This window comes from Zarconia sp., from assembly GCF_057467645.1.
Map to the genome: position 1 here is coordinate 1 of NZ_JBRJXU010000077.1, position 24,829 is coordinate 24,829.

16 protein-coding genes are annotated in these 24,829 nt (G+C 50.6%); 5 read left to right on the forward strand and 11 right to left on the reverse strand.

Annotated features, from left to right (window positions below; all coding sequences use genetic code 11):
* Window positions 1-333 precede the first annotated feature (333 nt).
* Both AC2215_RS11530 and AC2215_RS11535 read right to left on the reverse strand, forming a co-directional pair.
* Entirely contained in the window at window positions 334-1,113 is a 780-nt protein-coding gene (locus tag AC2215_RS11530; RefSeq protein ID WP_486810144.1) for a hypothetical protein, read from the reverse strand.
* Between the two features lie 214 nt (window positions 1,114-1,327).
* Entirely contained in the window at window positions 1,328-2,713 is a 1,386-nt protein-coding gene (locus AC2215_RS11535) for a DNA phosphorothioation system restriction enzyme (protein WP_486810178.1), read from the reverse strand.
* Between the two features lie 938 nt (window positions 2,714-3,651).
* On the opposite strand from AC2215_RS11535, the gene AC2215_RS11540 reads away from it, so the two are divergent.
* Entirely contained in the window at window positions 3,652-5,967 is a 2,316-nt protein-coding gene (locus tag AC2215_RS11540; RefSeq protein WP_486810145.1) for an ATP-binding protein, read from the forward strand.
* Between the two features lie 467 nt (window positions 5,968-6,434).
* On the opposite strand, the gene AC2215_RS11545 is transcribed toward AC2215_RS11540, so the two are convergent.
* The 6 genes from AC2215_RS11545 to AC2215_RS11570 all read right to left on the reverse strand — a co-directional run bounded on the left by AC2215_RS11545 (window position 6,435) and on the right by AC2215_RS11570 (window position 11,795).
* The gene (locus AC2215_RS11545) at window positions 6,435-6,662 is read right to left on the reverse strand and encodes a ferredoxin family protein (RefSeq protein WP_486810179.1); all 228 of its coding nucleotides are present in this window, start codon (window positions 6,660-6,662) and stop codon (window positions 6,435-6,437) included.
* A 59-nt stretch (window positions 6,663-6,721) separates the two neighbouring features.
* Complete coding sequence (locus tag AC2215_RS11550; protein WP_486810146.1) at window positions 6,722-8,008, reverse strand: ATP phosphoribosyltransferase regulatory subunit; 1,287 nt, start codon at window positions 8,006-8,008, stop codon at window positions 6,722-6,724.
* Window positions 8,009-8,989 (reverse strand): J domain-containing protein, encoded by a 981-nt coding sequence (locus tag AC2215_RS11555; RefSeq protein ID WP_486810147.1) that lies wholly within the window; start codon window positions 8,987-8,989, stop codon window positions 8,009-8,011.
* 305 nt (window positions 8,990-9,294) lie between these two features.
* Entirely contained in the window at window positions 9,295-10,131 is an 837-nt protein-coding gene (locus tag AC2215_RS11560) for an inositol monophosphatase family protein (RefSeq protein ID WP_486810148.1), read from the reverse strand.
* Window positions 10,132-10,392: 261 nt separating this feature from the next.
* A complete protein-coding gene (locus tag AC2215_RS11565) occupies window positions 10,393-10,911 on the reverse strand; it encodes a thermonuclease family protein (protein WP_486810149.1) in 519 nt (172 codons plus the stop codon).
* A complete protein-coding gene (locus AC2215_RS11570; protein WP_486810150.1) occupies window positions 10,908-11,795 on the reverse strand; it encodes a universal stress protein in 888 nt (295 codons plus the stop codon). The genes AC2215_RS11565 and AC2215_RS11570 overlap by 4 nt, the downstream gene beginning before the upstream one ends.
* A 116-nt stretch (window positions 11,796-11,911) precedes the next feature.
* On the opposite strand from AC2215_RS11570, the gene cobJ reads away from it, so the two are divergent.
* Window positions 11,912-13,798 carry a precorrin-3B C(17)-methyltransferase gene (gene cobJ, locus AC2215_RS11575; RefSeq protein WP_486810151.1) on the forward strand — a complete coding sequence of 629 codons (1,887 nt, stop codon included), beginning with the start codon at window positions 11,912-11,914 and terminating at the stop codon, window positions 13,796-13,798.
* On the opposite strand, the gene AC2215_RS11580 is transcribed toward cobJ, so the two are convergent.
* Window positions 13,795-14,193 (reverse strand): response regulator, encoded by a 399-nt coding sequence (locus AC2215_RS11580; RefSeq protein ID WP_486810152.1) that lies wholly within the window; start codon window positions 14,191-14,193, stop codon window positions 13,795-13,797. The two genes, cobJ and AC2215_RS11580, sit on opposite strands and share 4 nt — an antisense overlap.
* Window positions 14,194-14,772: 579 nt before the next feature.
* Window positions 14,773-17,430, reverse strand: coding sequence for a hybrid sensor histidine kinase/response regulator (locus AC2215_RS11585; RefSeq protein WP_486810153.1), 2,658 nt, complete (start codon window positions 17,428-17,430; stop codon window positions 14,773-14,775).
* A gap of 469 nt (window positions 17,431-17,899) precedes the next feature.
* Here AC2215_RS11585 and AC2215_RS11590 point away from each other — a divergent pair, with 469 nt between their 5' ends.
* The 3 genes from AC2215_RS11590 (at window position 17,900) to AC2215_RS11600 (ending at window position 22,078) form a co-directional block, all read left to right on the forward strand.
* The gene (locus AC2215_RS11590; protein ID WP_486810154.1) at window positions 17,900-19,045 is read left to right on the forward strand and encodes a hybrid sensor histidine kinase/response regulator; all 1,146 of its coding nucleotides are present in this window, start codon (window positions 17,900-17,902) and stop codon (window positions 19,043-19,045) included.
* Window positions 19,046-19,857: 812 nt separating this feature from the next.
* The gene (locus AC2215_RS11595) at window positions 19,858-20,637 is read left to right on the forward strand and encodes a tetratricopeptide repeat protein (protein ID WP_486810155.1); all 780 of its coding nucleotides are present in this window, start codon (window positions 19,858-19,860) and stop codon (window positions 20,635-20,637) included.
* Between the two features lie 46 nt (window positions 20,638-20,683).
* The gene (locus AC2215_RS11600) at window positions 20,684-22,078 is read left to right on the forward strand and encodes an ATP-binding protein (RefSeq protein WP_486810156.1); all 1,395 of its coding nucleotides are present in this window, start codon (window positions 20,684-20,686) and stop codon (window positions 22,076-22,078) included.
* On the opposite strand, the gene AC2215_RS11605 is transcribed toward AC2215_RS11600, so the two are convergent.
* Window positions 22,004-24,805: a PAS domain S-box protein gene (locus AC2215_RS11605; protein ID WP_486810157.1), complete on the reverse strand. Its 2,802-nt coding sequence runs from the start codon at window positions 24,803-24,805 to the stop codon at window positions 22,004-22,006. The two genes, AC2215_RS11600 and AC2215_RS11605, sit on opposite strands and share 75 nt — an antisense overlap.
* Between the last annotated feature and the right edge of the window lie 24 nt (window positions 24,806-24,829).

Here is a 24,829-nt window from a genome sequence, read left to right on the forward strand (position 1 = left end):
CGACTCTGGGTGAGATTCGGGCGGTTGGCAAGCCTCTTGATGAGCGAAGCGATCGCACTGGCTACATCTGGTTGCTGGGGAGCAAAGTACTTCATCCCGATTCCCCATTCCCCATTCCCCATTCCCCGCCCTCACCGGAAATAGTCTTATCCAAAACTGACGTGGGAAAGGTTCTGTTGGGGAGCATTCGGGCGAGTCATCGTCGGCGAACCCAAATCTGACTGACCCAAATGCTCGTTGGGGAGATCTAGACCTCTGCTCGATGTTAGAAATGATACTGAGTCAGTCCGGGTTTACGAACCCAGAATTCCCCATCTTTTCAGTGGGGGAATGTCAAGTCAAATACCGGGTATTCGGGATGACGCCAAAGAACGCATACTCGTACCAAGTCGTCCAGACGAAGCTGCGAATCCAACGCCGACGCTTATCGGGATGAATTTCGTAGTCAAACGCGCCTCGGCTGGGGTCGATCGAGGCTAAATGCTTGTTACAATCGCATCCATGCTGGTAAGTCAAGCCATATTTCGAGGCAATGCTCTGGAGTTTCATCTGGATGGCAAACACTTTACCTGCATGAAGCACTGCATCCCAGGCCCGCTTGTGGTCGCGATCGCGGGGATCGTAGCGCAATGCCCGCTCTTCAAACAAGTCCTCCTGGTAGATGGGTGATAGATTGACATGATAGAAACTCGCCGGTAATTCGTAACCGAACTCCTCAAATAAATCCATGCCAATGCGAATCACGTTAATCTGATTTTGGCGATCGCCTCCAATTGACTCAAACTGCTTGAGAATTGCTGCAAAATCGGGATAACTGCGCACTTGGAAATCGAGTCCGTAGAATTCGAGGGTTTCCCAAGCCAACTGTCCGAATAGTTCGCAAAATGAGGATTTCAGATGGTTGAGTTCCGGTCGTTCGTCAAATAAATCCACCTCGCCGCGTTCGAGTTTGTACTGGAACAACTGCGCCATTTCCACGCAACTTGCCACATCGGACTTCCCGATTTCCACTTTCCCGGTGGCGATATCTTGCCAAACCGGCGGCAGTTGAGAAACCGCAACAGCATTTTCACCAGCGATCGCTTGCACCCCAGGCGCTTCAACTAGAAGCATTCGTTACCTCCAAGATCTGTCGGTATAAATATACTCCCCGGAATTTATCGCCCCCCCTCGGGCCTGTCAAGAGGTATTACGTCGGCATATCAGCTGCGGGGGAGTGTTGGTTAGCAGCGAAGCATGACAGGCTAAGGAGAATGCAAAATTACAAATTAAACATTAAAACTTGCATCCGGCGCGTTTGGCACGTTCGGCTGCGAGGGGATAATCTTCAAAAATCAACCGCCATAGATCGCACATCCAGCAAGCCATATTTTTGCTGCATCTCCAGAAACTGCACCCGCGCTTGAGCTGAATTTTGAGCCAAATCTGCAAACTCGATAAACCGTTTAAGTTCTTTTTTGAGCAGATTCCGTTCGACTTCCCAGGTTTCGCGATCTAGTTCTGGAGGCATGACGATGAAATCGAACAGCGTTGCCCGTTGTTTGCCCGGATGGGGTCGGAGAATGCGCCCTCGTCGCTGGATAAACTGACGGGGATTGCTGCTGCTGGCTAGAATGGCGGCCGTTTGAATCGCTGGAATATCCATTCCTTCATCCAAACAGCGAATCGCCACCAACCCCTGCAACTGAGCGGTTTCAAAACGATGTCGCAGTTTTTCCCGTTCTTGGGGGGAGGTTTGGGCGGTGTAGGTATTAATGCGATAGCCGATTTCCCGTCCCAGAATCCGCGCCACCGCATCGATTTGAGATTCTCCTGTTGCCTCGATCGCCCCATCGCCGCAATAAAATAGGGTGTGCGAGGTGTTGCGTCGGGTTTCCATCAGTTGCCGTAAGGCGGTTAGCTTGTTGGCGGCGGCCCCAATCAGACGCGATCGCTGCATCAACAAGGCTGTCACATCCTCTTCTCTCTTCTGGCGAGAACCCTTCTTTTCTCGATCCATCAACGCCCAACCGATGCGCCGCGTTAGTTTGGCGTAAACCTGCGATTCCCCTTCCGTGAGACGAACCCATATGGGATGGTAGCGGTAAGGAACTAGTGCCCCTTGGCGAATGGCATCGGCGAGGGTAAGTTCGGGTTGCAGAACCGGTCCGAAATAGTCGAATACTGCCTCTGTACCTTCTTCATCGAAATACCGTTCTGGGGTTGCAGAGAGGGCCAGACGCAAACCAATATGGCGGGGCAAACTTTCTTCGAGACGAGGGGCCCCGAGATTGTGGGCTTCATCGCCGACAATGAGGGTTTTTTCCGGGAAATATTTAAGCTGGGAACCGAAGCGATCGCCCATCAGAGTCGAGTTTGTGGTGATGACGGTCAAAAAGGGTCGATCGCCGCTGTGTAGGGTGTAGAGGCTGCTGGAGAGGCGATCGAACCAACGGCGAGTACTTTCAAAAGCCAGTAGGGGTTGGAGACCAAATTTTTCGCACTCCCGTCCCCATTGCATCACCAAATGACGGTACGGACAGACGACCAACAGCACTTGCAAGCCAATCTGCCGGTACAGTTGGGTGGCAATAGCCAGCGCCGCGATCGTCTTACCACTGCCGGTGGCCATTTTGAGGGTTCCCCGTCCCCGATTGGCAAACCAACTCTCGATGGCTTGCTGCTGGTACGATCGCAGTTCGATGGAGGTCGGAATTCGAGGACAGCCCACAATGTTTGGTCGAATAGATCTTCGATCGGGTTACGCGAACATTCTGCCACAAATTACGAGTAATCCGAGCAGTTTGACGTCCGGTCAAAATTTGGCACGCTCTAAAGTTAGCGTCTATAACAGTGATAGATTATCTAAATCTTGACAAAATGCTTAAATCTTCAAGTGCTCTGACTTTTATCGATCGCGATTTTTTGATTTTCAATAAAAAAGACAGCCTATGGATAATTTTTGACTGTGGTTTACTCTAAACCACAGTTTTTATAGTATGTCGGTCGATGTTTGATTTTTCTATTTTTGCAATTACCAACATAGATATTATTTTGATAAAAAATATTTAACCAAAATAATATTAATTTCGTTTTTTGTTGTTTCCTAAAAAAACGTAAAAATTAAAGTTTAGATCTCATTAATTTGAGGATATGCATTAAAGTGGGCGATCGAAATCAATATCTGACTAGTGCCGATCCGCAAAATAAAAAACTTAAAACGCTTGCTGTGCATAGCTTTTAGCAGTTTATTACTTGCCCTCTATTTCTGCCACACTGCACTGTATACAACCCATTTCACACCCAATTAAAAAATATAAAATATTTTTTAGTGAGATTTTATTAATTTAATTTGTTGGTTAAGCATTTAAACTATTTAGAAAAAAAAAGATTGCAAAAACACTATCGAAACTTAATAAAGTGAACGAAAAAAGAGAATTAATAGGTCACCCAAAAGTCCTTTTGTTAAGCTAGAGAAGTCAGACCATTTCTTATGCAGTTCAGCGACCTAGAACAGGATTGCAGGAGTAGGTAGACCGTCAAATTATCGAGCAGAGTCTGAGGTTTCAGAACTTTTAGCGAGCCGAGTGAGCTGAGTCGTGATTTTGGCAGTGCAGGACTAGGGTTTGCTGAGAGTTTAAAAAACATACTTTACAAATCTACAATTTTAAAATGAGTCAGAATAACGACCAAATCTCCATGCCGTGTATTTCGGGGAAATGGTATCGAAGTCTAAGATTTCAGGGTCTTTTAGGGGTTTGCGGCATGGGATTGTGGATTGCCCTCGGGGTTACCTTCGTGATGAATACCCGAGGCAAAGAGCTGATTTCTAATGAAGCCTCAAAATCTATCGAACAGGCGGGGAATAATGCTGTTTCCAAACTCGAGATGCGAGCTGCAGAAATTGCAGCTCTCACGCGGGGACTTGCAACAACAGTTGAAAACTTACCCAAGCAAGAAGAAGCATTTCAAAATATTATTCCCAAAATTATTAATTTTAATGATGATTTAGATGTCGCTGGAGGAGGCGTTTGGCCCGAGCCTTATCAATTTGATTCTAACACCGAACGACGTAGTTTTTTTTGGGGTCGAGATGAAAATGGCATTTTAAAATACTACGATGATTACAATCAAACGCCCCAAGGGTATCACAATGAAGAGTGGTATGTTGCGGTTCGTCACGCTAAACCGGGAACTTGTTCTTGGAGCGAGTCCTATATGGATCCTTACTCCTATCAACCGATGGTGACTTGTACGGTAGCCACTTTTGAGGCGGGAGAATTGACGGGAACGACTACCATCGATCTAAAGTTGGAAGGGTTACAAAATCTAATAACTTCTTGGCAAAATATTACCGGTGGATACGTTTTTGTTTTAGATAGAAATAATAAGTTTATTACTTTTCCCCAGCTCGATTTAGTGAAGCGATTTAGTCAAGATGAGCGAGGAAATACCGTTGAAGAGTTTATATTACTCTCAGAACTCGCCCAAAAGGAGTCTGCTTACCGACCCTTATCAGACGCACTAGACGCAATGAATGAAAATATTTTAAACTTAGCGCGTCAAATGCCAAACTACGATCTAGACATTTCCGAGCGTATCGATCGAGATAGTTACCAAATCGATGGAGAAAATGCAGATTTACTGACGGCTGTAATTCTCGATCCGTTATCAAATTTGCTACAAGACTCTAAGCTATACGGAACGATTAATTTACCCGAAGATCTAATCCTCCAAGAGCCATCTAAAGCATTTTTGTTTCATGTTCCAGGCTCGTATTGGAAATTAGTAATTGTCAAACCTGTCTCGGAAATTGAAGCAGCGGGAAATCGAATTTTTAATCTTATCTTTTTCTATATTATTCTCACCACAATATTTTGTATTATCTTGGTTTATTCAATTTTGAGTAAAACATCGATCGAACCTCTGCGAGAGTTAGCCAGTTACATTCAAAAAATGGGTCAATTGGTAGCGCTCGATCGCATTCAAGATGTCAAAAAGTTTCAGACACATAACATTTTTGCCAATGAAGTTCGATGGGTCGCTGAGACCTTCTCAACCTTACTCGATCGACTTCAAGTTTCTCAAGAAAAATTGGAGATTTACAACCAGACCTTAGAAACTCAAATTCAGGAAAGAACTCAAGAGTTAGTCGATAAAAACAATCATCTTCAACACACTCTAAAAGAACTTAAACATACCCAACTACAACTTATTCAAACGGAAAAAATGTCGAGCTTGGGTCGATTAGTGGCAGGAGTCGCTCACGAAATTAACAACCCAGTTAATTTTATCAAGGGAAATATTTTCTATGTCGCATCTTCGACGCAAGAGTTAATAGAGGTCATCAACTCAAAGCTAGCTAAAAATCCCCATTTGGAAAACCAACTTCAAGAACTTGACTATGAATTTTTGCAAGAGGATTTATTAAAAGCAATTCACTCGATGGGAGTGGGAACGCAACGTATTGAAGAAATTGTCCGTTCCTTGAAGAACTTTTCTCGTCTGGATGAAGCTGAAGTTAAAAATGTCGATTTGCATGAGGGCATTGATAATACCCTTCTCATTTTGAGTTCTCAAATTCAAAAAGGGATCGAGATTGTTAAAGAATATGGTTCGATTCCCGCGATCGAATGTTATCCAGCGCAAATCAATCAAGTGTTTATGAATCTCTTAGCGAATGCGATCGATGCATTACTCGCCGAGGAAATGCCATCGAGAAAAATTTGGATTTCCACTCGGTTTTTAGACCCGACCCAAGCTATTGAAGTGGTAATTCACGATAACGGACCCGGCATCCCACCCCACCTGCAAGCCAAAATTTTCGATCCCTTCTTTACGACCAAACCCATTGGTCAGGGAACGGGTTTGGGGTTAGCCATCTGCTACCAGATCGTCCAAAAACATCAGGGCAACATTACGCTGCACTCAGAACCCAGTGGCGGAACGACATTTACGGTTACGCTACCGCTTCGATCGATACAGTGACGCCACGTGCAACTGAATTTTCCCAAACCTGAAAGCGGGGGAAAGGGAAAATCAGTCTACTCGATCGCCATATGGCTTTGCTCAAAGTTGCACATTGCATCAGTGGGAAGTGGCAGATTAGCAACGGATGGGGAAAGGTTCGCGAGATCGCTGCCATTACCCTCCACATTAGCTGGTGGTGACTGTGGTACAAATCCCTAAAATTTTCTTGAAAGCCTGTGTCAGTAATCTTTAAAATACCCTACCGATATCTTTGCGATTCCTTCACCTAACTCCCCGTTAGCTTTGGGACACTAGGAATTAAGCAGATACCATCAGAAGAGGCTCCCCCCTGGCTTTTACGGGTCACTCCGGGGGGGTTTTTTTTTGGAGAAGGAGGCTTCGGAGACTGGGGGAGAGTGTTATGGACAATTAACAATGGGTCAATGGCGACGCTTTTCCCCCTCTCCCCGCTCTCCCTTGTCTTCTTACTGCGGAGTCTGCTGTAACTCCGGTCGTTCTTCCGCGACGATTGCCTCATCGACGGGACACACTTGCAAGCAAATGCCGCAATCGATACAAGTGGAAAAATCGATCCAGTACCAATCCGTTCCCTTGGTATTCTTTCCGGGGCCTTCGTGAATGCATGCAACGGGGCAAGCGTCCACGCAATCGGCAACCCCTTCACAGGTATTCGTAACAATCGTATGTGGCATCGCGTACTTCGCTAAACTCGATCGCACCTTGGCAATCGTTTGTGAATGGCTCAACCTTATTATTCTACAGGTTGCGGCTGCGTCTCTTGAGTCAAGGTTTCGATTTCTGGCGTACCATCGGCATCGATCCAGGCAATTTGAGAGATACGGCGATCTCGAGCGTAATCGCGCGTGGCTGCTGGCGTTTCGCGAAGATCGAGTTCCACCTCTACCCGTACCAAATGGGTGGATTCCCGCAGCTTCCGGGCGTAGGCAAAGGTTGCCGCGCGGGCGTTCGGGGTTTTGGGAACCACCAGCCAGTGACTGGTTGGCGTGCGATCGGGCAATTGACCCGTGGGTTTGAGGACTCGGTGCAAGTCTTCGATGTTCCAAGAGAAACCAATACCGGGGGAGTCTTCCCCTTGAGGATGGTACAGTCCCAAAAGTCGATCGTAGCGTCCTCCCTGACCTAAAATCTGCGCCCCGGAATCCGGCGCACCCACCACCTTAAAAACGATTCCCGTGTAGTAGTCGAAGGTCTGAATCAAGCTCAAATCCAGCACCCAGGAATCGAAGGTGGAGGTATTCCCCACCGTCGCACCCTCGCCGTTTAAAGCGTCATGGGTGGCAAGCAAATCCACCAGGGACTTGAGATCGTTGAGGGTTTGCCGGGCCGCCGGGTCTAAATCCAGGGGAGAAAGCCGTTGCAGAACATCTGCCGGACGACCGCGCAAATCGAACAAAAACAGCGCCCGATCGCGCAGTTTATCGGACATGGGCAAGATTTCGAGCGTGACTCGATCGAGATGGGCGATCGCCTCGCGCACCGGTTCGCGCAGGGATTCGGGAAACGGTTCGAGAAGGGATCTCGTCAGTCCTGCCTCCCCCAAAATCACCGACGATCGCGGCAGTCCCAGACTTGCCAAGCAATCAGCCAGGAGGAGTAAAATTTCTGCATCCGCAGCCACGCCTCCCGCGCCCAACAATTCAACCCCCGCTTGATAGAACTCGTGCTGCTGCCCGTGTCCTCCCTCGAGATCGCGGCGAAAGACGTTGGCATTATAGTAAAGGCGCTGGGGAAAGGTTGTCCCCGCCATCCGAGTCACGACCGTCCGGGCGATGGAAGCCGTCAGTTCCGGCCGCAGCCCTAACACTTCGTCCTCCGCATCCTGGAACTGAATCGTCGTCGATCGCCGCACGGCACCCCCAGCAACCAGGGTATCTAAGCGTTCCAAAGTGGAGGTAATAATTCGGTGATAGCCCCAGCGTTGGAACACCTCTTGCAGGCGTTTTTCGATCCAGCGCTTTTGTGCCACATCGATCGGTAAGAGATCTCTAGCCCCTGTGGGGGGTTGATAGACTGTCATTTACTTCTTTTTCCCGCCAAACAAACCACCAAACAAACCGCCGCTGGATTTATCAGATTTGCCCTTTGCAGTACCCGTTTTCGGACTCGTCTTCGTCCCTGTTTTCTGCGTCCCAGTCGCACTGCTGGCGAGCAGTTGGTTGAGCTGTTTGCGCGCCTCTAAAGCTGCAGGTTCTTTTGCATTTAGCTTCAGAGCTTGGGTCACGTGCTTTTTAGCCAAGGTGATATTAACACTCGACGGTTTGAGCTGATTTTGTTTGAGATAAACTGTACCCATCAAAGCATGAACGCGACTGTTATTCGCATCGAGCTTAAGGGCATCTTGCAACTCTTTGCGAGCCATCGTCAAGCTATTGAGATTATTATTTGTCATTAGCCCTTCCGCTCGCTGGCAGTGGCGGGCGACGTAAGCGCTTTGCCGCGATTGGGATGGGGACCCGGCCGTAGTGGGTGGCATCGATGCGGGCGGTCTGCTAACGGGTTTTTGGTCTTTTCTAACACCGCCGCCATCGCGTTCTTTTCGCCATAGATACACTAAATTTAGTTCGCTCATTTGGGCGATCCGATCTAAAGTTCCATCGAGATCTTCGTACTGTCCGGCGGCTAAGGTTTCCAATGCTGTTTTATAAGCTTGCTCGAAATTATTTTCCCGCGAAAGCTGCTTTGCCAGATCGCTTCCCAGGGAGATCGATTTACTATCTTGAATCAAGCGTTTGCCCATCATTTTGAGCAAGACAACGTATTCTTCTCGTTCGCGATCGTTCGAGAGTTTTGCATAAGCCGGATTGACTAACTTCGACAATAAAGCCTCTGCGAGTTGTTTATCCTGGGCTTTGCAAATATCGGGGTGCAATCGACGGGCAATACTCATAAACCGCTTGCGGATCTCTCGGGCACTCGCATCGATCGGCATTCCCAGAACCGCATGATGATCGAAGAAATCAGATTTGAATAATCCTCGATCGAAGTCAAATGACATCATAAGTTCCACCACCTTCAGGCCAATTCTATTTATATACTTTACTCTGGTTAGCTAAAAGTCTGCACCCGTCGTTCTCCTGACTTTGACTGATGTCAAGAAATGGTGTTGCCCGAGAGTTCGCTCTCGTTTTTTCTCTCGATCTTGCGGGGAGTTTTGGGGGGTTTGAGAGCAGGGGAAGTCGGGAAAGCAAGGGAGCCGCTAATCGCTGGGGGAGAAAATGCACCCATTAAAAATTAAAAACCCACATTCTCGATCGCCCCGTTTCCGGGTCACCCTAGCCATTCCCCTTTTCCCCCTCTGGAGCGTTACCGCGTCACCCTTTGCCCCTGCACTTTCAAAAGTTCCGCACTCAACTCGTCGTGAAGGGCCGTGTTCGTTGCGAGAATGCGACCAGATTTAATGTCGAAGGGACTGCCGTCGTAAGCCGTCACCCGTCCCCCGGCTTCGCGTACCAACACCACGCCAGCGGTGACATCCCAGGGAGACAGTCCCCGTTCCCAGTAGCCATCTAGCCGTCCGCAGGCGACGTAAGCCAAGTCTACAGAGGCAGAACCGCTACGCCGTACGCCTTGAGTTAAATGAGTTAGATGGCAAAATTCCGCATAGTTATTGTCTTCTGTTTCGCGGCGATCGTAGGCAAAACCCGTTACTAGAAGGCTTTTTATGAGTTCCTGGGTTTTGGACACTGCGATCGGTTGGCGGTTGCAGGTGACCCCCAAACCCGTTGCGGCTCGAAACAGTTCTTGAGTAAAGGGGTTAAATACGACTCCCACCGAGGGGATACCGTCAATCAACAGTCCCACGGACGCGGCAAAAAAGGGAAATTGGTGGGCGAAGTTCGTCGTGCCGTCGAGGGGATCGATCGCCCATAGGTATTTACTTTGCTGTTTCCCCAACGCTCCCGATTCTTCCGCGAGAATGGCATGATCGGGTACGTGGCGGCGCAAAACTTCTAAAATTACGGCTTCGGCCGCTTTATCGGCGCTGGTGACCAAATCCCCCGGTCGTCCTTTTTCTTCGATACTATCGAGCTTCCCCCAGTAGGATAGCAACACTGCACCGGCGGCCGTGGCGGCTTCGGTGGCAATATCGAGGAAAATTTGCAGTTCTTCGGTGGATGGTTCTAAAGTGCGATCGCTCATTCGATTTCCGATTGTAGATTGCAGGTTTCCCTAACCTTGACAATCTTCCGGGTTCGAGCGTCGCGACGCAAGTATTTTTTTGGAATTTTTTCGGGGAGACAAGGGAGAAGAAAATTCAAAATGTAGAACGGGGAGACTGTAGGGGCACAAGTATTTGGGCAATAAATTCTGCAACAAACGAAACCTAACCGATCCAAATGCTTTGCCCTCCAGAGGGGAAGAGCGTCGCGACTGACCCATTGTCAATTGTCCATTGCCCCCTCACCGATTCTGACGGCGAAACTCACCAGGTGTCTGCCGCAGGGGATTGTCGGGATTCCAGATGCCTTGTTGGGTGAGTCGGGCCCGTTCCCGAGCGAGAGTGAGCCGCTGTTGATACTTTATATTCGACGATCGCATGCGATCGAGGACGTATCCTTCGGCAATCAGTTGTTCGTTGACTAGAATGCCATCAATCCAGAGATATCCCAAGTATCGATCGAATCCATCCCGAGATTCCACATCGAATTCGACGATTGCCTCTCGACCTTCCACGAGCGCTTGAAGTCTATTTTTCGCGGCAACTCCCCAGGGCTGTTGCTGTAAGTCCGGCGCGTCGATACCGATGAATCGAAGGGTTCCAGATTTCGGTGGATTTCCCTCCAGAGGCGAAATTTCGACCGTTTGTCCGCTGACGACACGATCGATCCGGACTCGAAATCCTTGAGGTGCACTGGGTTGGCAGCCTGCCACAGTCAAGGCGAGTGCTGCCAGACTCCCAAAAACTCGGATTTGCCTCACGATTTCTCTGAAGGGACAAAAATTACCGGATGCCAGCTACTGCGAAGGATTTGTGCCGAAAAGCTGGGGCGAGACCAGTTGACGAGACGATTGGGGACGCTGCGGGCGGCAATGGCAATGGCGCTGATATCGTATTCGAGGGCCATATCCAGAATTCCGGCCAGGGGATCGCCCGATCTCACGTCGATGCCCACTTTCAAACCCATCTGTTCTAACTTGGCTTTCACCGGTTCGAGGGTTTGTTTGGCTTCGTCCTCGGCATTTTCCTGACGCACTTCCCGTCGCTGTCCGGCAACATCAAGGACTTGAGCGAGCAAGCATTCTTGGAAGCAAGTATCGCCGATCTTTCCAGAATAGCCCTCGATTTGCTTGAGCAGGGCGTTATCTTCATCGGTACCATCGTAGGGAACTAAGAGATAGCGAAATAGGTGCTGGCAGCGCAGGTCTAGTTCTTCATTGGTATAGGTGGAAATCAAAGACGGACGGATCGCCATCAGGGGGATTTTCGATCGCTGAGTCAGTTCGATCGTATTGCTACCAAACAGCTTTTGATTGAGGAGGGTGCGGGGTTGAGTGCCCAGCAATACTAAATCGCTGTCATGTTGCTTGACGCTTTTGAGGACGATGTCGGCAAATTTTCCAGAACCGACATCCACTTTCACCTCAACCCCATCGGGAACATTTTCTAGAGCGACGGAGAGGCGCTCCCGTGCTGTTTCCATCGCTTTTTCGTCCACCTTGCAAATGCCCCGATCGTCTAAGAGGGGAGCTACGTGGCAAAATACAATGTGGCGCAATCCGGACTTGGCAAGGCTGGGGACGAAGCGAACCAGACGTTGGAGACCGTCTTGGAAATCGGTGCAGATTAAAATCCGTTGAAACATAGTCTATTGAATCTTTTATATAAAGTGGGGAGCTATTAAGAAAAACCCGGAGCGAGAACTTCCCCTCTCACCCCTTTCCTGTCATTGTAGTTGGATGCCTACACCGTTATTGCATCATGCTCGATAACTTTTCACCGATCGCCGCGTTCGCCACCACGCCTCGCAGTGCCGAACGCCTCGGACGCTTATGCCAGAGTGGCAACCCTTCCCATCCCGATGTAACGTTGTGGGTTCCCCCCTCTCTCAAACATCTTCCCCACACCCAAGTTTACGAAGGGACGCTCAAAGATTGCATCGCTCAACTGTGGCCGCACCATCGAGGGTTTGTCTTTGGCTTGGCTGCCGGGGCCGTGGTGCGCCTCATCGCCCCGTTGCTACGGGATAAAGCGATCGATCCGGCTGTGGTGGTAGTGGATGAGGCGGGAAAATTCGTCATTAGTTTGTGTAGCGGTCATCTCGGTGGGGCCGATCGATTAGCGCGTCTGGTGGCACTACAACTGGGGGCAACTCCCGTCCTTACCGGCGCGGCAAACGGTTTGGGACTGCCGGCGGCGGACTTGCTGGGGGTTCCCTTTGGTTGGCGGCATGGTACGGGGGATTGGCTGGGGGTGAGTGCGGCGATCTCGCGAGGGGAAACAGTACAGGTGATTCAGGAGGTGGGTTCGACGCTGTGGCAGCAGCACTTACCTTCAGAAAACCCCTTTATTTTCGACTTTCCCGAAGCCGCGTCCGAGGGAATCAATTCCACTGCCCGGATTTGGATCGGGTTTACTCAGCGACGATTTGCCCCGGACTCGGAGTTGCCCAAGGTGCAGTGGCATCCCCGAGTCTTGTGGGTGGGAGTGGGTTGCGAGCGGGGAACGTCCCAAGAACTTATCGAACGGGCGATCGATCGAGTCTTTCAGGCGAATCATCTGGCGCGAGAGGCGATCGCCGGTATTGCCACGATCGATATAAAAGCCGATGAGGTCGGATTACTGGAAACGTGTGAGGAGAACCCGTTTCCCTTAGTGACGTTTAGCGCCGAACGGTTAGCATCGGTGGCGGTTCCTTCCCCCTCAAAGGTGGTGGAACGGGAGGTGGGAACCCCCAGCGTGGCGGAAGCGGCAGCCCTATGCGCGGCAGGCGATCGCACTTCGTCGGGCGAACTCCAGCTTTTGGTTGCCAAACAAATCTATAAGGAGGAAAACCAAGCGGGGGCGGTGACGGTGGCGGTGGCGTTAGCTGAGGTGGAATATACCGGGCGCGAGGGTCGGTTGTGGTTAGTGGGAACCGGGCCCGGTCAACTCGACCAGATGACTCCGGCGGCCCAAAGCGCGATTGCCGAGGCGGATGCGATCGTCGGCTACTCGCTTTATATCGAGTTGATTCGCCCCTTGCTGCGTCCGGGACAAATCGTCGAAGCCCTGCCGATTACCCAGGAACGGGAACGGGCGGCGCGGGCGATCGAATTGGCAGATTGGGGTCTGACGGTGGCGGTGGTGTCCTCGGGGGATTGCGGGATTTACGCCATGGCCGGGTTGGTGTTTGAGGAGTTGCGCGATCGCGGCTGGGATGGCAAAACCCCTGGAGTTAAAGTGTTTCCCGGTTTGACGGCCCTGCAAGCGGCTGCCTCTCGCGTCGGCGCGCCGCTGATGCACGATTTCTGTGCCATTAGTTTGAGCGATTTGCTCACCCCTTGGGATACCATCGAAAAACGCCTCCAAGCCTCAGCGCAAGCTGATTTCGTGGTAGCGCTGTACAACCCCAAATCGAAAACGCGCACCGAACAAATTGCGATCGCCCAACGGATTTTCTTGGAGTACCGCGATCGTCAAACCCCAGTGGCCCTGGTGCGATCGGCTTATCGCCCAGACGAACGAGTGCAATTGACGACGTTGGAGGGGTTACTCGATCGTGACATCGATATGCTAACGACGGTTTTAATCGGCAATACTCGCACGGGATTTCATGAGGGTTGGATGATTACTCCCCGGGGGTATTTGGACGAACGGAAGGGTTAGTTTTGGGGCAATCGGGCTAACACGTCGTTGACGAACTGCTGGTAATCCATGACGGGTTTGGCGATATAACCGTCGGCACCGCTTTGTTCGAGGAGGTTGCCGCGATCGCTAATAATTTCGTTGGCCGTGACTAAAATTACCGGTATTTTTGCCGATCTCGGATGGGATTTGAGGAGTTGCGTAATATGGATACCATCAATAACTTGCCCTTGATAGCGACTGTTGGGCAAACAAACATCCATTAAAATCATATCGGCTTGACCGGACTTCGCTATTTCTATGACTTCATCGACATTTTCTGAATGCTTGACGGCTAATCCTGCTTGTTTTGCTAAAAGCTGAGAAAATAGCCGAATGTAGATAGTTTCGTCTTCGACAAGTAAGATGGTATTCACGATTGAGTTCTCCCAAAAAATCGGGTGGAGTTAAGATTAAACGCATTATGCCACCTTCACTAATTAGCCGTGTTTCTATTGGCTTTATCTTGCTTTGAACTATAATTTTTTATCCTTTAATTTACCAATTCTTTAAATAGTATATTAAAAAGCAAGGTATAATATTGTGCAGATAAAGATGTCATTAAAATAACGATTTAAACAATTTATTAATTTTAAATAAATTCACTTCACTCTCTTAAAACTTTTGTTAAAAAAGATCGAGCTTCTCTACTCAAGATATCTACTCAAGATATATATAGCAGTTCGCGCCGGTATGATTACAAATTTTCAGTCATGGGGAATGGGGAATACCTATTTCTTCGATTCGTGTAAATAAACGGATAACCAAGCGCTATCAATCAGAAAAACGAGCGTTTTGGAATCGCGAAAATTCGATCGAATGGAAGTGCTCGAGAGGTCGTCGGAAGTAGAGGGGAAGTGAATGGACACTGAGTAATTGATACTGGGTCAGTGGTCATCTCTTTCTACTCCCCCTTGTTCCCCCGTGCGTGTCACCCCGTCTGCGCATCCCCCCCATTACCGCATCACCGATGGCTTTGTCAGTTCGAGAATGATATCGAATTGGAAGTTCTCCACCAACTCAGAAACCTTGGTAACCACCGCAGTTCGATCTTCTCCAAGTTTTTCTAGCAGCTCTAGGACCAGCAGATCGCTACATTGAGCGGCAGCATAACGAACCTTTTCCCGCCAGGATTCTGGAAGTTCGGCGATCGCCTCTTTGAGTTCGTCGAGGGAGAGTTCGTTGCGTCGGTTCTCTTCCGAACGATCGCTCTCCTGGGCTTCGTAAAGATACTGCACGCCTAAATGTTGCTGGATTTTTGCCAATAGTTCTCCTTCTCGAAAGGGCTTGCGCAGGAAATCATCGCACCCAGCTGCTAACACCGTCTGTCGGTCTTCATTAAAGGCACTCGCCGTCAGGGCGATAATTATCGTCCCCGATTTTTCTGCGGGCGATCGCGCCGCGTCGAGGGCTTTAATCTGCTCGGTGGCTTCGTAGCCATCCATTTGGGGCATTCGCATATCCATCCAAATCAGGTGCGGCTGCCAGTCTTCCCACATCTCGACCGCCTCTCGACCATTGAGAGCTTCTCGTATGTCAAAGCCCAGGGTACTGAGAAGTTTGACCAAAATTTGACGGTTTTCCCATCGATCTTCCGCGATTAAAATCCGGTAGTGGGGTTCTCCCGGTGCCAAACCGATGACTTTTCCCATCTCTTCTGGGGAATTCTCCCTCGCCATCGAAGTCTTTTGCACCCACTGCACCCGAACGGAGAAGGAAAACATCGAACCTCGACCCAATTCGCTTTTGACGTTAATGTTTCCTCCCATCAGTTCCACGAACTTTTGACTGATGGGCAACCCCAAACCCGTTCCTTGGGATGCTTGCAAACCCGTTTCCGTCTGAGCGAAGGCTTCAAAGAGTTTCGATCGCTCCTCAATGGCGATGCCGGGGCCGGTATCTTCAACTTCAAACTGAAGATAGACCTCCTCCGGGGAATCAGAGGCGGGGCGATCGTTGCGTTTCACCCGCAAGCTCACCCCTCCTTCTCGGGTAAACTTGATGGCATTGCCGAGCAAGTTAATCAGAACTTGGCGCAGCTTGCTCTCGTCAGCGCGAACGTATTGGGGAAGGTCGTCGGCGCGATCGAACATCAGTTGTAAACCTTTCGATTGCACCTTCAGTTGCAGCATATCCTCCAGGGAGTCGAGCAAGCTATGGAGATCGAAATTACCTTCATTGAGGGTGACTCGTCCCGCTTCGATTTTAGACATATCGAGAATGTCGTTAATCAAGGCCAGCAGGTGTTCGCCACTGCGATCGATCGTCTCTAAATATTGCTGGTATTCGGGATTGAGATCTTGCTTGCGGTTCATCAACTGGGTAAACCCCAATATCGCGTTTAGGGGGGTACGCAATTCGTGGCTCATATTGGCCAAAAACTCGCTTTTCGCCCGGTTGGCCGAATCAGCCGCTTCTTTGGCTTTTTGCAGTTGGGCGGCTTGTTGTTGGGTGCGCGCGAGCAGTTGCGCCTGCTGGACGGCAACTCCCAATTGCGCTCCGGTTTGGCTGGCAATCTCAATTTCCGCTTCTTGCCAATCGCGGGGTTGGGAATTTTGGTAAGCCGCGAGCAACCCCCACAATTGGCGACCGCAGAAAATCGGAACGATCGTATAGGCGCGCGCTTGAAATTGTTCGAGCAGTTCGATGTAGCAGGAATCGAAACCCGCTTGATAGATATCCCGAACGCAGCGATAGTTGGTTTTGTCTTGGTAGAACCGTCCGTGATTTTCTTGCAAGTAGGTATCTTGGATCGGGTTCTCGGTATTGGCGAGGGTGGCGATCGTACAATCGGACGTACCGATGGCCACTTTCGTCAAACTCGGATCGATACTACGGACGGGCACTAACAGTTTCCAACCCTTGGCGATGGATTCGGCGACCACTTCTCCACTCCAGTCGGAGTGAAAGCGATACACCAAAACCCGATCGCATCCCAGTGCTTGCCGCAGTTCTTGGGTGGTGGCGGTAAAGATCGTTTCCAGGTCGAGGGTGCGGCGCATCCGTCCGACGACGCGGGAAATAGTCTGCTCCCGCGCGGCGATTTGTTGCAATTTCGACTGAACGCGCTTGCGCTCTCGAACTTCGGTTTCGAGGGTTTGATTGGCTTTGACTAACTCGCTCGTACGCTCGTCCACTCGACACTCTTGCTCTTCGTAGGCGCGGCGCAACTGGGCTTCGGCTTTGAGGCGTTCTTGGATTTCTCGCTGTAACTCTTGATTGATGGCTGCGAGTTCTTCAGGAGTTTTCAGCGAGAGAAACTGAGGCAGCAATGTCACCATGGATGCTGCAGTATAACAGGAAACCAGAGCCGTTGCCCCTTGCTCCACTCCCGACAGCCAGTAGGCGGGATGCCACAGGGTCCAAATTTCGAGGAGGTGTCCGACACCGCAGAGAATGATAAACGCGCCAAACAGAACGAAGAAATTGGTAAATGGCACGTCTGGACGTTTGAAGACGAAGTACACCAAAATTCCTGGAATGGAAAAATACGCCAGGGCAATGAGCAGGTCACTGACCACATGCAGCCCGACCAAGGGGGTTTGCCACAGGTAGCAGTGACCGTGAGGCATATACTGTTCCGGTGAAAGAAGATTTTTTAGGATAGACCACATGGAGGTTCGAGTGCTTGCGAGATGAAGAAATATAGCAGTCGCCATATCGGTTAGGTCACAATTGACTGTGGGCTGCGGTGGCTTTGGGAGCTTCGGGGGCAGCGGTCGGACCCCGAGTTCGCGCGCGCATACGCAAGGGAACGCCGACCCTTGGGGGGAAGGCAAAATTACACAATTGTCCGGTGTTGTCCGAATTGGACTGGCAGTTGCTATCGATGAATAAACCAAAGGTCTCAATCGATTTTAGCGGTTTGACCTATATGGGTGTTGTCCATTAGACCTCGGGCGCACACGCGAGCGCACACGCGAGCGCAAACAGACTGGTTCGTAGGATGAAATTAATGAAATTGGCGATCTTGAGGCGGTAACAGCGCGATTGCCCTTCCGACTTGCATCTCCCGTTCCGGTTTCGAGGGTGCCCCAAACACCCTCAACCGATTCCTCGGTCAAACAAAAATGGTGCCCGGATATGACCAGCATTTTAGCCATCGAAGATAACACCCAAGTTCTCGATAGCATTCAGGAAATTCTCGAACTGGAAAACTTTGAAGTCTCAACCGCCCAGAACGGTCTCGTGGGGTTGGAAAAAGTGCGCGATCGCATTCCCGACCTGATTCTGTGCGATATCGTGATGCCGGAACTCGATGGCTGTAGCGTGTTGCGGCAATTGCGCCAAGATCCGGCAACGGCAACCGTACCGTTTATTTTTCTCACCTCGAAGGTCGATTGGACTTCCCTGCGAGAGGGGATGGAATTGGGGGCCGATGATTACATTGCCAAACCCTTTACCTCGGAGGAGTTATTAAAATCGATCGAGACGCGCTTGCAAAAACGCTCGCAAATCGATCGAGAATCCCAACACCAACTCGATGAACTGCGGGGGAATATCGTACGCGCGCTGCCTCACGAACTCAATACCCCGTTAAATGGGATTCTCTCCTTTGCGACTTTTATGATCGAAGATGCCGAGACTCTCGACCCCACAGAGATTCGCGAGATGGCCGCCCAACTGAAACATTCTGGAGAGCGTCTGTACCGATTGGTGCAAAACTTTTTGATTTATGCGGAGTTAGAGCTGATGGCAACTCAGCCGGCTCAAATTTCCCAGCTTCGCGCTTGTCAGTCTCGATCGATTCAAAGTCTGATTTCCCATCAAGCGCTCAAACAGGTTCGCCAACACGATCGCTGCGGTGACTTAACGCTCAATATCCATAATGTCTCTCTACCGATTTCCGAATACTGGTTGAAAAAGCTTATGGAAGAGCTACTCGATAATGCCTTTAAATTTTCCGAATCCGGTTCTCCGGTATTTGTGACTAGCACGATCGATAATGGCACGTTAGTATTATCGGTAGAAGATCGAGGACGGGGAATGAGTCCCGAGCAAATTGCCCGAGTGGGTGCGTATATGCAATTCGATCGCAAAATCTACGAGCAACAAGGTGCGGGCTTGGGATTGACGATTTCCAAACATATTGTCGAGTTACATGGTGGTTTTTTAACTCTACAAAGCTTTGCGAATCGCGGCACGAAAGCCATTGTCAGATTTCCCCTATTACTGACTCCGCGAAATCGATTTCCAGATCTGAGAAATTGTCGTTTTACAGCAATTTAAACGCACTCGTTTTGAGATGAGATAATCACCAACAGACTGAGTCTTATTTGAATTCGAGCGTTATTCGATTGACAAAGTTGTATTAAAAGTTAAAAAAGTGTTAATTAATTCGCCTTTGAGAGATTCTATTTGAGATAGATTTCAAACTTTTATTTCGATCGGTCTCCAAAATTAATTTCAATGCTATAATTACTTTAAATTTAGATCGAAATCAATAATTTAAGTCTCGCTTTGGGGTGTCACAAGAGCTTTTCCTTGTTACCCACTCATAGAGGTAGAAGTTCTTGCGAACGTTCGCCGATCGGTCCGTAGAGCGGGAGAGCGATCGCGCACTGGCTGTATCGAACATCTCCCGCTCTCGTACGACTTGTTACAAATCGAATGAGTTTTTCGCTCGCGAGACGATGGAGTTTGCGCCGGAAGCCCGAATCGCAAATGGCGCAACATCAACGAATGACTCGCGAGCAAATTAGTCGTCACAGATCCATCCAGCGTCCAAAATCCGAAGCTCGTACCGATCTCCTCTAAGAGCCGACAACGTTGAGAATCTCACCCGAACCGAGACCGTTCGCCGAAGCGTTCCCCAACAGCACTCGTTCTGCGACTGGGGCACTCGAAGTTTTGCCTGGCGCTCTCGGACGCTCGATCGCGGGAAGCCTTCAATCGGAACCGTCTAGGGGGTTTTTCTCGGAAATCGGCTGGGGGTTATTGGAGATGAGAAAACGAGACCGTTAAAGATTGCCCGAAATGGGTCGATCTGTGTTTCACCAAATGATATTTGAGAAAAGCTGAAGTCACAGCTCAGGAGCGTTATGGATCGGATTCGTTCTTTCACCACCACTGTCGGCATCTGGATCGTTTTGGCGGGAGTGCCGTCACTCTCGATTGCCCCTCAGGCCCTGAGTGCCGTCATCCAACGCAGCGGCGCCGAATACTTCGAGGAAGGACTCGATCGAATTCGCGACGGGGATTACGAAGGTGCGGTATCCGCCTTTACCGAAGCCATCGTGGCTCAGCCGAGTCTGGCCTCGGCCTACTACAATCGCGCCAAGGCCCTGACGGAATTGGGCGAATATCAAGCAGCTCTCGACGACTATACTCAAACCATCGAACTCGATCCCCAACGAGTTGCCGCTTACATCAACCGCGGGAACGTCCGCTCGATGATGGGGGATCGAGATGGGGCGATCGCAGATTTCACCGAAGCCATCGATCTCGCCCCCAGCGAACCCGATGCCTACTACAACCGCGCCATCGATCGATTTGAAAGCGGTGATGTGGAAGGTGCCATCGAAGACTACACCCAAACTGTCGATCTCGATTCCAATTACGCCCCAGCCTATCTCAATCGCGGAGTGGCTTGGGGACGTTTGGAAAAACCCGGCAACGCCATCGCCGATTTTAACCGGGCGCTGCTCGTCGAACCCAACTACGCCGAAGCATACGGCAATCGAGGCCTCGCCAACATCACCCTGGGCTATGCTCAGCGAGCGATTGCCGATCTCGAAAAAGCCGCAGAACTCTTCAGCGCCCAAGGACGACCCCAAGATGCCCGAATTGCCCGACAAATTATCGATCGGTTGCGCAATTAACAGCCGAACGGCATCATGGGTACAATCGCCTCAGATCTGAGATCGTATGGACGAACGAACCCTGGCCTCGATCCGATTCCTGCAATCCCAAGCTGCATCCCTGCTGCTCTACCAATCCGTTCTCGAAGGAGACATCGGCCGCAGCTTTTTAAACCTCCTCGACGCCCTGTTGGAGTCTCGTAAAGATGGCGTCGAGCCGCTCTTAGCTTACGGTCGTTGGTTTCAAGCCCTCGCTGGGGACACTCAGAGCTGGCCGGCGCACCTGGTGGGGCAAATTTTCGCGGCAGACAATCCCTTCACCCAACAAATCCAACGCGCTTCCCTCGAAGACTTGCCCCCCTCCCTGGTATCTGCTGCCCGTCACGATTTGCAGGTATTGCAAACCCTCTACCGCTTCCCCTGCTCCCAACTGTGCCAGTGGGTGCAAGCTGCTGCCCCTATTCCCGTCTCTCCCATTTCTTGGGAACCGGGCGATTCCCTCGTTGCTGACAACCGGGAAACTCGCATCAAACGCACCCATCAAGCGCAACTGCGCCGGCAACTTCAACATCTCGATAACTGGGGAGATGCCCTCGAAGATTTCGCCACCTACTACCAGAAATTCAGTTCCGGTTTATTTGCCGAATATCGTGCCTTCCGCTGGCTGGGGGGAAAGTTAGAGGGGATCGCCCACCCCGATCCGATCGGACTTTGCGAACTGGCCGGTTACGACGGACCAAAAGATCGGGCGATCGCCAATACAGAGTTTTTCCTGGCGGGATATCGCGCCCTACACGTCCTTTTTTACGGCAGTCGGGGATCGGGTAAATCTTCTTTGGTGAAAGCCCTCGCCAACGAGTATGCCGAGCGGGGGTTGCGGCTGATTGAAGTCACGAAATCGATGGCGATCGATTTGCCCGAAATCGTCGATCGACTGCGGCACCAACCCCAAAAATTCATCATCTTCATCGACGATCTCTCCTTTGAAGAAGACGACGATACCTACAAAGCCCTCAAAGCCATTTTAGAAGGCAGCCTCACGGAACGACCCCGTAACGTCCTGGTTTACGCCACCTCCAACCGACGGCACTTGATTCGGGAATTTTTCGACGATCGCCCCCGTCCGCGAGATGGGTATGAAATTCACGCTTGGGATACAGTGCACGAAAAACTCTCCTTTAGCGATCGATTTGGGTTAACCCTCACCTTCGAGCCAGCCGATCGGACCCGCTATTTGGATATTATCCGGCATCTGGCATCCCAAGCTGCGATTCCCCTGCCCCCAGAAGAACTCGAAAGTCGAGCTTTGCAATGGGCAACCCGCCACAACGGCAGATCCGGGAGAACGGCCCGTCAGTTTATCGATTTCCTGAGTGCCGAACTCGCTCTATCCCGGCAGACTGACCCAGATGGTCGTTCCGACTCCTTCCTCGCTGGCGATCCGGATTTGCCCCCCATGTAATTCGACGCATTTTTGCACCACCGTCAAACCCAGACCGGAACCGGGAATGAAATCGACATTGCCACCGCGATGAAATGCCTCGAACAGGCGATCGCGATCGGCTTCGGGAATGCCAATGCCGCGATCGATAATTTCAAGGGTTACCCCGTCCTTTTGGATCGTTAAGATACATGCCACTTCCCCCCCATCCGGCGAATATTTAATCGCATTCGAGAGTAAGTTGGTCAAAATCGATCGCATCAGTTTCACATCCACCGCAATCGGTCGCACTTCTCCAACGCTTTCAAATCGAATCCCCCCCTCTCGATCGGGTCGAACCTGGAGATGTTGTTGCATTTCAGCGACAATTTTCCCCACCAAATCCCTCAAATCGATCGGGCGGGGATCGAAGTCTAATTTCCCCGTTTCCGCGCGATTAATCGTCAGAATATCCTCAATCAGTTGGGTCATGTGCTTGGTCGCCGATTGAATGCGATGAATGTTTCTCAATCGTTGGCAAGGAGTCCAATTTTCCATCGAAACTTCCAAGGATTGAGCGGAGAGCAAAATCGTACTCAGGGGGGTGCGAAATTCGTGAGAAGCCATCGAAAAAAATCGCAGTCTCAGGGCGCTGAGTTCTCGTTCTTTTTCCAAAGCCAAACGCACTTCTTCGGCGCGTTTTCGCTCGGTAATATCCAATCCGGTGGCGATAATATACTTCACCTCCCCTTGAGCGTCGAGCAAAACGCTATTCGACCAAGAAATCAGGTGGCGGGTTCCATCTTTGGCTTGCCAGTAATTTTCCCATTCGATGGGTGCTTGTCGATCGAGTAAGGTTTCAAATCTCAATCGCACCGCCGCGAGTTCTTCGGGAATCGCGAACAAATCCCAGATGCATCGATGCCGGACTTCATCTAAGGTATATCCTGTCAGTTGTTCGCAGGCGCGGTTAAAGCGGATGATGTTGCCCTGGCGATCGAGAACGCTCACCAAGGCCCCAGCTGTTTCCAATACGGCTGCCACGAAGTTTCGCTCTTCGAGTAATGCCTGTTCGGCCCGCTTGCGTTCGGTGATATCGATGGCCGTCCCCAAAATCTTTTCGGGAACCCCGGAGGGCGTTCGAGCAAACACCACCTCCCAGGCGTGCAACCAGCGCCATTCTCCACGACCGCTTTTCATCCGAAATTCTGTCTCGAGAACTTCGCCGTTTTCTACCCCCGCGAAACGCTGTTTTAAATCTCCTAATGCCGATAAATCTTCCGGATGTAGCGCGTCGGCGAAGAAATCCCACCCCCGATCGACCAGTTGGGCGGGGGAAACCCCAAAAAATTGGCAGCCAGCTTGATTGAGGTAGACATTGCGCTGCTGGCTGACATCGAAAATATAAATCGAGGTGGGGGTGGTGCGAGCGATTTGTTCGAGGAGATGCTGGGTTTCCCACAGGGCCGTCTCCGCTTGTCGGCGTTCGGTGACATCGGTGCAAATCCCCACCAAGCCGACGATATGCCCCTCTCGATCTTCAATGGCATCTGCTCGCAGGGACACGAGCATTTTGCGATCGTCCGAATTGTGTAGAATCGCCTCGCCCAACCAAGACTTACCCTGGGCGATTTTGGCGAATACCATGCCACCGACGTCGGAATCGGCAAACAAACGGGATAAACCACCAACGGCATTCAGGGTTTCGGGGGTGTAGTTAAATCGGTGCAAAAACGCCGGATTGTGATAAATCGAACGACCGGATCGATCGGCAATGACGATCGCATCGCTGACACTTTCGACGGCCTTACCGATGCGCATCAGTTCCCGTTCGGCACGTTTGCGATCGCTAATGTTACGGATGATGGCGATGGATTCTCGATCGAGAAACGGCAAGATGCGAGCTTCGTACCATTCTTCTGATTCCCCCATCGACAAACAATATTCGAGAATACCCAACTCGCCACTTTGACCAACCCGTTCGAGGGACGCTTGCCATCGTTCTCCAATATCGGCAGGCAGTACCTCTGCCATGGATTTGCCCAAAAATTCATCGGGAGGAACGTACAAATTTTCTTTGCTGCCAGCGTAGTAGTTGAGGATTGTTCCCCGAGCGTCCATCCGAAAATACAAGTCCGGTAGAGCTTGGAAAATGGCTTGCAACTCGGAATTTTTCTGGTGGAGTTGCGCTTCAGCAGAAATGCGATCGCTAATATCGCGATGGATCGACATGAAGTGGGAGCAAGTCCCGCGAGCGTCGAAAATTGGGAAAATGCTCGTTTCCACCCACAACTGCGAACCGTCTTTGCGGTAGTTGAGCAGTTGGGCTGTCACTGGTTCCTGGCGAGTTAGTGCCGAACGGATTTTGTCGAGTTCGAGGCGATCGGTTTTCGTCCCTTGGAGGATGCGCGGTGTTTTACCGAGAACTTCGTCGCGGGAGTAGCCGGTAATGCGGGTAAAGGCATCGTTGATGTAGGTGATGCGCGGACCGGGTTCGTGAAGTGGCTCGGCTTGGGCAATGAGTACCGCGTCGTCGATGTTCGGCATCACCGACTCGAATAACTGCAACTGAGTTTTGAGTTGAGTGCGATCGGCGATCGACTTCTCCAAGGAGACCTTCAATCGATCGATCTCTGCGGTCTGCCGGACCAACTGAGCTTCGAGTTCTTCGCGGCTGGGTGTATTTTCCCTCTGAGGTTGAAAGAAACCCATCCCCGGTAATTTGATACCGGCAAAGTCAGCTAGCCATCTGCGGAAATCACAATTCATCAGCGTCTGAAATAACGAGACCGA